The 11629-nt window shown below is 72.0% G+C and carries 12 protein-coding genes; 8 read left to right on the forward strand and 4 right to left on the reverse strand.

Translation table 11 applies throughout. The annotated features are described in order from the left end of the window. Window positions 1-39: 39 nt before the first annotated feature. From STRCI_RS33065 to STRCI_RS33075, 3 genes are all read right to left on the reverse strand, one after another. Window positions 40-570, reverse strand: a complete 531-nt coding sequence (locus tag STRCI_RS33065) for a hypothetical protein (RefSeq protein ID WP_269662627.1) — start codon at window positions 568-570, stop codon at window positions 40-42. Between the two features lie 80 nt (window positions 571-650). Continuing rightward, window positions 651-1511 carry an HtaA domain-containing protein gene (locus STRCI_RS33070; RefSeq protein ID WP_269662628.1) on the reverse strand — a complete coding sequence of 287 codons (861 nt, stop codon included), beginning with the start codon at window positions 1509-1511 and terminating at the stop codon, window positions 651-653. 37 nt (window positions 1512-1548) lie between these two features. Continuing rightward, window positions 1549-2316: a hypothetical protein gene (locus tag STRCI_RS33075; protein ID WP_269662629.1), complete on the reverse strand. Its 768-nt coding sequence runs from the start codon at window positions 2314-2316 to the stop codon at window positions 1549-1551. An 87-nt stretch (window positions 2317-2403) separates the two neighbouring features. Between STRCI_RS33075 and STRCI_RS33080 the strand changes: the two genes are divergently transcribed. From STRCI_RS33080 to STRCI_RS33115, 8 genes are all read left to right on the forward strand, one after another. After that, on the forward strand, window positions 2404-3441 hold the full coding sequence (locus tag STRCI_RS33080; protein WP_269662630.1) for a heme/hemin ABC transporter substrate-binding protein: 1038 nt from the start codon (window positions 2404-2406) through the stop codon (window positions 3439-3441). Between the two features lie 47 nt (window positions 3442-3488). Next, window positions 3489-4322, forward strand: coding sequence for a M55 family metallopeptidase (locus tag STRCI_RS33085; protein WP_269662631.1), 834 nt, complete (start codon window positions 3489-3491; stop codon window positions 4320-4322). Further along, a complete protein-coding gene (locus STRCI_RS33090; RefSeq protein WP_269662632.1) occupies window positions 4315-5619 on the forward strand; it encodes a M20/M25/M40 family metallo-hydrolase in 1305 nt (434 codons plus the stop codon). Before STRCI_RS33085 ends, STRCI_RS33090 begins: the two co-directional genes overlap by 8 nt. A 17-nt stretch (window positions 5620-5636) precedes the next feature. Beyond that, window positions 5637-7583 (forward strand): S9 family peptidase, encoded by a 1947-nt coding sequence (locus tag STRCI_RS33095; protein WP_269662633.1) that lies wholly within the window; start codon window positions 5637-5639, stop codon window positions 7581-7583. Continuing rightward, complete coding sequence (locus STRCI_RS33100; RefSeq protein ID WP_269662634.1) at window positions 7580-8503, forward strand: S66 peptidase family protein; 924 nt, start codon at window positions 7580-7582, stop codon at window positions 8501-8503. The genes STRCI_RS33095 and STRCI_RS33100 overlap by 4 nt, the downstream gene beginning before the upstream one ends. Window positions 8504-8639: 136 nt before the next feature. Further along, window positions 8640-10391 (forward strand): CocE/NonD family hydrolase, encoded by a 1752-nt coding sequence (locus STRCI_RS33105; protein ID WP_269662635.1) that lies wholly within the window; start codon window positions 8640-8642, stop codon window positions 10389-10391. A 58-nt stretch (window positions 10392-10449) separates the two neighbouring features. After that, a complete protein-coding gene (locus tag STRCI_RS33110; RefSeq protein ID WP_269662636.1) occupies window positions 10450-10704 on the forward strand; it encodes a LapA family protein in 255 nt (84 codons plus the stop codon). Window positions 10705-10723: 19 nt separating this feature from the next. Then, window positions 10724-11290 carry a GNAT family N-acetyltransferase gene (locus STRCI_RS33115; RefSeq protein WP_269662637.1) on the forward strand — a complete coding sequence of 189 codons (567 nt, stop codon included), beginning with the start codon at window positions 10724-10726 and terminating at the stop codon, window positions 11288-11290. Here STRCI_RS33115 and STRCI_RS33120 read toward each other — a convergent pair. Beyond that, window positions 11281-11628, reverse strand: a complete 348-nt coding sequence (locus tag STRCI_RS33120) for a VOC family protein (RefSeq protein WP_269662638.1) — start codon at window positions 11626-11628, stop codon at window positions 11281-11283. The genes STRCI_RS33115 and STRCI_RS33120 overlap by 10 nt on opposite strands. Window position 11629 lies beyond the last annotated feature (1 nt).

Below are 11629 nucleotides of genomic sequence, written 5' to 3' on the forward strand. Positions count from 1 at the left end.
CGGGCCCTCGGGTGGGGAGGGCCCGGCCTGCCGGGTTGCCTACTGGAAGGTGATCGGGACGTGCACGTCGTACTTGCGGTCATTGGTGTCGAAGTGGTCGGCGCGCGTGACGATCGCGCAGTCGACGTCCTGGCCGCAGACACTGCCGTCGTCGAGGGTCGCCTTGACGAAGATGTTCACGTTGAAGGTGCCGCCGGTGCCGAACTTGGAGCTGTTGGCGAACATGCCGCCGAAGACGTTGTTGACCCAGTGCGAGGCGCCGGTGGAGCCGCTCTCGTCCTGGCCGCCCAGACACGGGGTGGGCTTGGCGGCGCCCGGGGCGCCCTCGACGACGCACAGGCCGACGTAGATGCCCTGGCCCGGGTTGAAGCCGGAGCCGGTGACGTTGATGACCTGGCCGGCCGCGGACGCCGAGTTCGGGGCGGTCACCGAGAGGTTGTAGGTGGTGGAGCCGTCCACGATCGTGCGGGTCGAGGTGGCGGCGGAGGCCGACGTCGCCAGGCCCAGGGTCAGGGCGGCGGAGGCGGCGACGGCGAGGCCCGCGCGGGCGGCGGCAGGAACGACTCTCATCGGAGAACCCTTCTTGGAGAGCGAGGAGTTACTTAGGTAAGGCTAACCTAAGTATCAGTTGATGTTGGTTGTCAACGGCTTCAGGACTTGGCCGTCCGTACACCGAAGCCCGCGGCGGCGCGGCGCTCGCCGGAGACGCCGTACAGCTCCACCGTGTGCTCGCCCTCGGCGGTGGTGGCGTACACCGGGAACTCGCGGGAGACGCGGCCCTGTTCATCGGCCGTCACCTGGTACCGGGTGTCCTGGTCGATCGCGACGAGCAACACCTCACCGGGCTCGAATCCCTCGCCGGTGACCGTTTGTTGGGAGCCCGCGGACAACTCGGGGGCGCTCACGATGGCTTGTGGGGGTGTGACGACCGCGGGAGGTGTGGTCGGAGGCGTTGCCTGCGGGGGCTCGGCGGCCACTGTGCCGGTTCCCACTGTCACGTCGAATCGGCCAAGGGCGGACCCCGGGGTGAACTCCTGCCCGCTCCACCGCGAGAGCAGCGCCGCGCCCTCGTCGGTGAGCGAGGCGGTCAGGCCGGTCCAGGTCACCCCGCCGGTGCGGACCGCGGTGTCGCCGGGTTCCACCTCGGCCAGGGCGAGTTCACGCGCCTCGCCGTCGACGGCCGTACGGGTGCGGAGCGCCCCCGAGTCGCCGTCCAAGTGCAGGCGCAGGTCCGCCAGGATCAGCGGGGGCGCAGTCTCGGCGGCCGGCGCCAGTTGGGCCGTACCGCCCAACTTCAGGTCCATGGCGCCGGTTTCGGGGTCGGCCGAGCCGCTGGTGGCCGGCAGCCAGGCCGGGCGGGCCGAACCTCCGAGGGTCAGCTCACCCGTGTCGAGCGTCCAGCTGACGTAGCCGCCGGACACCTCCGTGTCCTGTGCCGCCGCGGTGCCCTGCCCCAGCAGGGCCAGCAGCGCGCCGCCCGCGACCACGGCGGCACCGGGTCTCTTCGTCATCGTCAAGTCTCCTAGGGATTACGGGAATCAGGGGACGTCAGTGCACGCCGGCCCGGCGCCGACGCGCCCAGAGCCAGGTCCAGGCACCGGCCCCGACCAGCGCCACCGCGGTCAGTCCGACGGGCAGCGCGAGGGAACCGGTGCTGGCCAGCGGGCCCTTCGGCTCATCGGTGCCCGGGTCGCCGGAATCGGCGGTGGTGGGCGCCGGGGTGCTCGACGGCGTACTGCCGCTGCCCGCGCCGGTGTTGCTGCTCTCGCCGCCACCCGTGCCACCGAAGGTCACCGGAATCCGCACCGTCTGGCTCTGGTCGCCGCCCCGCGTGTGGTCGTTGCGGGTGATCACGGCGCAGGTCACCTCCGACTTGGTGCAGTCTGTGTTGGCATCCTTCGCCCGCACCTTCAACTGCACGCTGAACGAGCCCTTGTGACCGCTGCCTTCGTACGGCTTCGCCAGACCCTCGCCGTAGGACGGCGGGCTGGAGGAGACCCACACCGACGCGCCGGACTCCCCGGACATGTCGACGCCGCCCACACAGGGCGTCGGCGTCTTTCCGGCGCCGTTGTCCACGCAGAAGGCGACGTAGATGCCCTTCTCCGTGTTGTAGCCGGAGCCGGTGACGGTCACCGTCTCGCCCGCCGGGTCGAGGCCGGAGGACTTCGACACGGTGAGTCTCTGGCCCTCGGGCCCGCTCGCCGAGCCGCCCGCGGCGGACGCCGGAACGGCCAGCGGAAGGACGGCGACCGAGGCCGCCAGTACGGCCGCACGGCCAACTCTCTTGCCACGCAGCCCACTTGGTGATGTCACAGCACACCCCCACCACGAGATAATAAGGTAAGGCTAACCTAAGCTATTGATCAACTGTGGTGAACCGAGGGTCCGGAGGGGACAGCAATGAAATTGACCGGAAGACCACGTCGGCTCGGCCTGCCCGTGGTGCTCGCCGTGGCACTGCTCACCGGCGCCTGCGGAAGCGGCACTTCGCCGTCCAGCGGGTCGGATGCCTCGCCCGCCTCCGCGAGCGAGCGTGCCGCGGCCGCCGAGAAGCGGCTCGCGAAGAACACCCTCGTCCCCCTGGAGGGCGAGCCGCCCACCCCCGAACTGCCCGTCACCGTCGACTCCTCCGACGGACGGAAGGTGACCGTCGAGGACGCCTCCCGCATCCTGCCGCTCAACGGCGGGGTCGCGGAGATCGTGTTCACCCTGGGACTCGGCGACCGCGTCGTGGGCCGGGACATCACCGCCACCTTCGCCGAGGCCGAGGACCTTCCCCAGGTCACCAAGGCGCACGACGTCAGCGCGGAGAGCGTGCTGTCGCTGCGGCCGACCGTGGTGCTCGCCGACACCGACACCGGCCCCAGCGAGGCCATCGAGCAGATCCGGGACGCCGGAGTGCCGGTCGTCGTCCTCGACCCGGCGACGGAACTGGCCGATGTCACCACCCGGACGACCCGCGTAGCCGAGGCCCTCGGCGTCCCTGCCGCGGGCAAGGCGCTGAACGCGCGGATGAGCGACGAACTCGCCGCCGCCCGCGCCGCCGTGCCCGAGGGCAGCAGGCCCAAGGTCGCCTTCCTCTACATGCGCGGCAGCGCGGCCGTCTATCTCATCGGCGGCAAGGGCTCGGGCGCCGACTCCCTCGTCGAGGCCGCGGGCGCCGTCGACGCGGGCGAGGAGGCCGGGTTCGACAAGCCGTTCACGCCCATCACCAGCGAGGCGCTGGTCCGGGCCCAGCCCGAGGTCATCCTCATGATGACCAAGGGACTCGAATCCGTCGGCGGGATCGACGGCCTGGTCCAGATCCCTGGAATCGCCCAGACCCCGGCGGGCATGAACCGCCGCGTCGTCGACCTGGAGGACGGCGTCCTGCTCGGCTACGGCCCGCGCACCCCCCTCGTCATCGACATCCTGGTCGACCGGCTGCACAAGACCTGACGCCGCTTCCTGGCCGGGCCCGCCCCCGGCGCGTACCGTGACAGGTCATGAAGATCCTCATCAGCGCCGACATGGAGGGCGCCACCGGGGTGACCTGGCCGGCCGACGTGCTGCCGGGCACGCCGCAGTGGGAGCGCTGCCGCTCGATGTTCACCTCGGACGTCAACGCCGCCGTTCTGGGGTTCTACGACGGTGGCGCCGACGAGGTCCTGATCAACGAGGCGCACTGGACCATGCGCAACCTCCTCCTCGAACGCCTCGACGAGCGGGCCGAGATGCTCACCGGGCGGCACAAGGCCCTGTCCATGGTGGAGGGCGTGCAGCACGGCGACGTCGACGGCATCGCCTTCGTCGGCTACCACGCGGGCGCCGGCATGGAGGGCGTCCTCGCCCACACCTACCTCGCCAACTCCGTCACCGGGGTGTGGGTGAACGACGTACGGGCCAGCGAAGGGCTGCTCAACGCCCATGTCGTGGCGGAGTACGGGGTGCCCGTCGTGCTGGTCACCGGCGACGACGTGGCCTGCGAGGACGCGCTCGGCTACGCGCCCGAGGCGCCGAAGGTCGCCGTCAAGGACCATGTCTCACGCTACGCCGCCGTCTGCCGCACCCCGAACCGGACCTTCGCCGACATCCGCGGCGCCGCCAAGGAGGCCGCCGCGCTGGCGGTCCGTCATGAGCCGGTGCAGGGCGGCCCGTTCACCGTCGCCGTGGAGTTCGACGCCGAGCACCTGTCGATGGCCGCGACCGTCGTGCCCGGGGTGGAGCGGATCGGGGAGCGCAAGGTGGCGTACACCAGCGGGACGATGTACGAGGGGATCCGGACCTTCAAGGCGGTCACCACGATCGTCTCGGCGGCGGTGGAGGAGCAGTATGGCTGACCGGCAGGCACTGGACGAGGTCGTGACGTTCACGTCCGAGCTGATCCGTATCGACACCACCAACCGGGGCGGGGGCGACTGCCGGGAGCGGCCCGCCGCCGAGTACGCCGCCGCCCGGCTGGCCGAGGCGGGGATCGAGCCGACCCTGCTGGAGCGGACCGAGGGCCGCACGAACGTCGTCGCGCGGATCGAGGGCAGCGATCCCTCGGCGGACGCGCTGCTGCTGCACGGTCATCTGGACGTGGTGCCCGCCGAGGCGCGGGACTGGACTGTGCACCCCTTCTCCGGGGAGATCCGCGACGGGGTCGTGTGGGGGCGCGGCGCCGTCGACATGAAGAACATGGACGCGATGATCCTTGCCGTCGTCCGCGCCTGGGCCCGCGAGGGCGTACGGCCCCGGCGGGACGTCGTGATCGCGTTCACCGCCGACGAGGAGGCCAGCGCCGAGGACGGCTCCGGGTTCCTCGCCGATCGGCATGCCGCGCTGTTCGAGGGCTGCACCGAGGGCGTCAGCGAATCCGGGGCGTTCACCTTCCACGACGGCAGCGGGCGGGAGCTGTACCCCATCGCGGCCGGGGAGCGGGGCACCGGCTGGCTGAAGCTCACCGCGCGCGGGCGGGCCGGGCACGGCTCCAAGGTCAACCGCGAGAACGCGGTCACCCGGCTCTCCGCCGCCATCGCCCGGATCGGCGCGCACGAGTGGCCGCTGCGGCTGACCCCGACGGTCCGCGCCGCCCTCACCGAACTCGCCGCGGTGTACGGCATCGCACCCGACCTGGACGATGTGGACGCGCTGCTGAAGAAGCTCGGCCCGGCCGCGTCCCTGGTCGAGGCCACCGTCCGCAACAGCGCCAACCCGACCATGCTGGACGCCGGTTACAAGGTCAACGTCATCCCGGGTGAGGCCGTCGCCCATGTCGACGGACGCTATCTGCCGGGCGGCGAGGACGAGTTCCGTACGACCCTCGACCGGCTCACCGGGCCGGACGTGGAGTGGGAGTTCCACCACCGCGAGGTCGCCCTCCAGGCGCCGGTCGACTCGCCGACGTTCGCGAAAATGAGGGCCGCCGTCGAGGAGTTCGCGCCGCGGGGGCACGTCGTGCCGTACTGCATGTCCGGCGGCACCGACGCCAAGCAGTTCTCGCGGCTCGGCATCACCGGCTACGGGTTCGCGCCGCTGAAGCTCCCGGAGGGCTTCGACTACCAGGCCCTCTTCCACGGGGTCGACGAACGCGTCCCCGTCGAGGCCCTGCACTTCGGGGTCCGGGTCCTGGACCGCTTCCTGCGGACGGCGTAGCGGAGTTGGGGGAGAACGTGCAGACCTTGCCGTACGGTTCCTGGCCCTCGCCCATCGACGCGGCCCTCGCCGCCGCGCACGACGGGCACCCCGAGTACCTGGGCTTCGTCGGGGACGAGGTGTGGTGGACCGAGCCCCGACCCACCGAGGGCGGGCGCCGCGCCCTGGTCCGCCGGCGCGCCGACGGCACCCAGGAGCCGGTACTGCCGGCCCCGTGGAACGTGCGCAGCCGGGTCATCGAGTACGGCGGCCACCCCTGGGCCGGAGCCCTGGTCGACGGCGAACCGCTCGTGGTGTTCGTCGACTTCGCCGACCAGCGGCTCCACCGCTACGAGTTCGGTGGCGAGCCCAGCCCGCTCACCCCGGTGTCCGAGGTGGGCGGCGGACTGCGCTGGGCCGAACCGCTGATCCTGCCCGACCGCGGTGAAGTGTGGTGCGTGCTGGAGGAGTTCACCGGGGACGGGCCGGGCGACGTACGGCGCGTCCTGGCCGCCGTACCGCTGGACGGATCGGCCGCCGAGGACCGGGGTGCCGTACGGGAACTGAGCGACGGGGCCCATCGGTTCGTCACCGGGCCGCGGCTCTCGCCGGACGGGCGGCGGGCGGCCTGGCTGGCCTGGGACCATCCGCGGATGCCGTGGGACGGGACCGAGCTGGTCGTCGCCGAGGTGGGTGAGGGGCTGTCCGGGGCGCGGACCGTGGCGGGCGGACCCGAGGAGTCCATCGCCGAGGCCGACTGGGCGGCCGACGGCTCGCTGCTGTACACGAGCGATCGCACCGGCTGGTGGAACCTGTACCGCGACGGCGTTCCCCTGTGCCCGCGCGAGGAGGAGTTCGGCGGGCCGCTGTGGAAGCTCGGCCACCGCTGGTTCGCCCCGCTGGACGACGGACTGATCGCGGTCGTGCACGGCCGGGGCGCCACCGCGCTCGGGATACTCGACCCCGAGACCGGCGAGGTCGTCGACGCGGCCGGACCGTGGACCGAGTTCTCACCCACCCTCGCCGTGCACGGAGAGCGCGTGGTCGCCGTCGGGGCCAGCCCGCGCAGCGCCTACGAGGTCGTCGAGCTGAACACCCGCACCGGCCGCGCCCGGGTCGTCGGAGCCGAGCACGACGACCCCGTGGACCCCGCCTACTACCCCGAGCCGCAGATCCGCACCTTCACCGGACCGGCCGGACGCGAGATCCACGCGCACGTCTACCCGCCCCACAACCCAGGCTGCGTCGCCCCCGGTGACCGGCCCGCGCCGTACGTCGTCTGGGCGCACGGCGGGCCGACCGGGCGGGCGCCCCTCGTCCTGGACCTGGAGATCGCCTACTTCACCTCGCGCGGCATCGGTGTCGCCGAGGTCAATTACGGCGGCTCCACCGGGTACGGGCGGGAGTACCGCGACCGGCTGCGCGAGCAGTGGGGTGTGGTCGACGTCGAGGACTGCGCGGCCGTCGTGCTGGCCCTCGCCGAGGAGGGCACCGCCGACCGGCGGCGGCTCGCCGTGCGGGGCGGCAGCGCGGGCGGCTGGACCGCCGCGGCCTCCCTCACCACCACCGACGTCTACGCCTGCGGCACGATCATCTACCCCATCCTCGACCTCGCCGCCTGGGCCGACGGGGAGACCCACGACTTCGAGTCGCGGTATCTGGAGAGCCTGGTCGGGCCGCGCGCCGAGGTGCCCGGACGGTACGCCGAACGCTCGCCGAGCGAGCACGCCGAGCGGATCACCGCGCCGTTCCTGCTGCTCCAGGGCCTGGACGACGTGATCTGCCCGCCCGCGCAGTGCGAACGGTTCCTGGCCCGGATGGCGGGGCGGCGGGTACCGCACGCCTACCTCGCCTTCGAGGGGGAGGGGCACGGCTTCCGGCGCGCGGAGACCATGGTGCGGGTGCTGGAGTCGGAGCTGTCCCTCTACGCTCAGGTGTTCGGTCTCGACCCGCCCGGCATCCCGACCCTGGAGCTCGTCAAGTGAAGCAACTCGTCCGTCCGCGGCGGCTCGCCCCCGGCGCCCGCGTCGCCGTCGTCGCGACCAGCGGGCCCGTGCCCGAGGAACGGCTCATGGCCGGGCTCGACGTGCTGCGCGGCTGGGGCCTGGACCCGGTGGTGGCACCCCATGTGCTGGACCGGCACCCCGAGTTCGGCTATCTCGCCGGGACGGACGCCGACCGGGCCGCCGATCTCCAGAACGCCTGGTGCGATCCGTCCGTCGACGCCGTGCTCTGCGCGCGCGGCGGATACGGCGTGCAGCGGCTGATCGGCCTGCTCGACTGGGCGGCGATGCGCGCGGCCGGGCCGAAGGTTTTCGTCGGTTTCAGCGATCTCACCGTGCTGCACGAGGCGTTCGCCCAGCGGCTCGGCCTCGCCACGCTGTACGGGCCGATGGCGGCGGGCATCGACTTCATCAAGAGCGCGACGGCCCAGGAGCACCTCAGGGCCACGCTGTTCGCCCCGGAGACGGTCCGCGAGATCGCCTCCCGCGGCCGGACCGTCGTACCGGGCCGGGCACGCGGGGTCACTCTCGGCGGCTGTCTGTGCCTGCTCGCCACCGAGCTGGGCACCCCGGACGCGCGTGCGTCCGCGCGGGGCGGACTGCTGTGCCTGGAGGACGTGGGGGAGGAGACCTACCGCATCGACCGGTACCTCACCCAGCTCCTGCGCGCGGGCTGGCTCGACGGCGTCGGCGGACTGCTGCTCGGCTCGTGGGAGGAGTGCGACCCCTACGAGCGGCTGCGCCCCCTGCTCCTGGACCGGCTGGGCGGGCTCGGGGTGCCCGTCGTGGAGGAGTTCGGGTTCGGGCACTGCTCCGACGCGCTGACGATCCCCTTCGGGGCGGCGGCCGAACTGGACGCCGACGCGGGCACCCTGACGCTGGATCAGCCGGCGCTGCGCTGAACTTCGGTCAAGAAACACCCGTTACGGCGATTGACCTCCTCTGACACGTGTCACACCATGACTACCGGCCGGAACTTACCGGTCGGTAAGTCGGGTTGTCCTCAGTGTGCCGGGTTGTCCTCAGTGTGGAGGTCTCGTGTCCCGTCGTGTGCTCGCATCCTGCGTCCCCCTCGCTCTCCTGCTCGGCGCCACACTCACCCGGCCCGCCACCGCGACCCCCCAGTACTCCGTCACCGCGCTGGAGTTCACCGTCCAGGCGGGCGGCCGCACCTGCACGATCGACGCCGACCTGTACCGGCCCTCCGGAGTGGACCACGCGCCCGCGGTGCTCGCCACCAACGGCTTCGGCGGCAGCAAGAACGACGGCTCCACCGACGCCATCGGCCGGGCCTTCGCCCAGCGCGGCTATGTCTCGCTCATCTACTCCGGGCTCGGCTTCGGCCGCTCCGGCTGCCTGATCTCCCTCGACGACCCGGCGATCGACGGCACCGCGGCCTCGCGGCTCGTCGACTTCCTCGGCGGCAAGAGGTCCGCCGACGACGGCACCACCGCCGACTTCGTCACCCTCGACGCCCCCGGCGACCCGCGTGTCGGCATGATCGGCGGCTCCTACGGCGGCGCGATCCAGCTGGCCACGGCGGCCATGGATCACCGCGTCGACGCGATCGTCCCGATGATCACCTGGAACGACCTCGTCTATTCCCTCGACCCCAACAACGCCGTCGGCGCCTCCAGCGTGCCGGGCGCCTTCAAATGGCAGTGGACGAACGGCTTCTACCTCATCGGGGAGGGCCAGCCCCTGCTGGAGGCGAACCTCGACCCGTCCCGGATCAACTCCCTGACCTGTCTGCACTTCGTCACCCGGGCCTGCGACACCATCCGCACCCTCAACTCCGGCAGCTACCCGGCGGACCGCACCGCCGACCTGCTCTCCTACGCCCGCGGCGTCTCGCCGGTCTCCTGTCTCGGCCGGGTGAAGGCGCCGACCCTGCTGATCCAGGGCCAGGCCGACAGCCTCTTCAACCTCAACGAGGCGACGGCGACGTACCAGGCGCTCAAGGCGCAGGGCACCCCCACCAAGATGATCTGGCAGTCCTGGGGCCACAGCGGCGGCATCAGCGATCCGGCCGCCGGTGAACTCAACCTGGTCCAGGGAAACTTGGAGACCAGCTACGTCGGCCGGCGGATCCTCGCCTGGTTCGACCGCTACCTGGGCGGGCAGCGCGTCGGCACGGGCCCCGCCTTCGCCTACTATCGCGACTGGATCACCGACCCCAACGGCACCTACGCCACCGCCGACCGCCTCCCCGCGCCCAGCCGCAAGCTGTACCTCTCCGGCGACGGCAAACTCGTCGACGACCGGGCGAAGGTGGCGCGCGGCAGCCGTACGTACACCAACTGGCCGCTCCCGACGAGCCATTCGGAGAGCCCGCTGGCCGGGGTCCTCGGGCTGCCGGACCCGGCGCCCTACGACACCAAGGGCACCCATCTCGCCTGGACCGGCGAGCCTCTCGCCCGGACCACCGATGTCGTCGGCGCGCCCCGCGCCACGCTGAAGGTGCTCTCCCCGAAGGCCGAGCGGACCCAGGGGTCCGGGAACGCCGCCGACAAGCTCGTCCTCTTCGCCAAGCTCTACGACGTCGCACCCGACGGCACCAGGACCCTGGTGCACCGCCTGGTCGCCCCGGTGCGGGTGCCGGACGTGACGCGGCCCTTCACCGTGACGCTGCCCGGGATCGTGCACCGCTACGAGCGGGGGCACCGGCTGAGCTTCGTGATCGCGGCGAGTGACGACTCCTACTTCGGCAACCGGGGCATCAAGCCGGTGACGGTGGTCAGCGCGCCCGGGGACACCGGGGTGCTCCAGCTGCCGGTGGTGGGCGGCTGAGCCACCCGGAGACCGGCCTCACCGTGCGTGACCAGGTCTTCGGGCGCACCCTGGGGGTATGAGTCCGAAGACCTCCGAGAGCGGAGCCAAGACCGGCAGGAAGGGCAGCGGCCGGAACCCGGCACTCACCCCAGGGCGCATCGCCGTGCTGGTGCTGGCCGTCCTTGCCCTGATCTTCATCTTCCAGAACACCCAGGAGACCGAGATCCGGCTGCTGATTCCCGTGGTCACGATGCCGCTGTGGACGGCGCTGCTGGGCATGGGCATCATCGGTGCCCTGTTCGGGGCGTATTTCATGAACCGGCGCAGGTGAGCGGTCGTAGGCTGGCGGGATGCCGCACATCGCATCCCGCTATCTGACCGAGGGCCCGCGCGTGGGCATACGTCCCTTCGGCCTCGACGACGCCGCCGAGTTCACCGCCCGGGCCCGCGAGAGCAAGGCGCTGCACCAGCCCTGGCTGTTCCCGCCGGACGACGTCACGCACTACGCCGCCTACGCGGGGCGCCTGATCGAGGACCCGACCAAGGCGGGCTTCCTGGTGTGCGAGAAGGACGACGACGGCTCGCTCGCCGGGTTCATCAACATCAACAACATCGTCCAGGGCGCCTTCCGCTCCGGCGCCCTCGGCTACGGTGCCTTCGCGCACGCGGCCGGGCGCGGACTGATGCGCGAGGCGCTCGGGCTGGTCGTCGGGCACGCGTTCGGGGCGCTGCGGCTGCACCGGCTGGAGATCAACGTACAGCCCGGCAACACCGCCTCCATCGCCCTGGCCCGCGCCTGCGGGTTCCGGCTGGAGGGCTTCTCCCCGGCCATGCTCTACATCGACGGCGCCTGGCGCGACCACGAACGCTGGGCGCTCACGGCCGAGATGGTGCGCCGTTCCGTGGATCAGGCCTGACGGTCCACGTACTCGTACACCGTGCCGTCCGGATGCATCGCGATCAGGTTCCGGCCCCCCGGGGTCGGCACCGGGCCCGCGATCACCCGGGCGCCCAGCTCGACGAGCACGTCCCGGGCCTCCTCGACGTCCTTCACGGCGATCGTCGCGGCGACCTTGCGCAGCACCTCCAGCTCCTCCTCCGGGCCGCTCATCAGCAGGAAGCAGCCGACCGCGGCCACCTCCACACCGCCGCGCCCGAAGCGCTGGGCCCGGCCGCCGGCGAGGCGCTCGTAGAACGGGACCGCGGCCTCCAGGTCGTCGACGCAGACACGCAGCGTGGCTCCCAGAATCTCCATG

The organism is Streptomyces cinnabarinus, from assembly GCF_027270315.1.
Taxonomy (GTDB): domain Bacteria; phylum Actinomycetota; class Actinomycetes; order Streptomycetales; family Streptomycetaceae; genus Streptomyces; species Streptomyces cinnabarinus.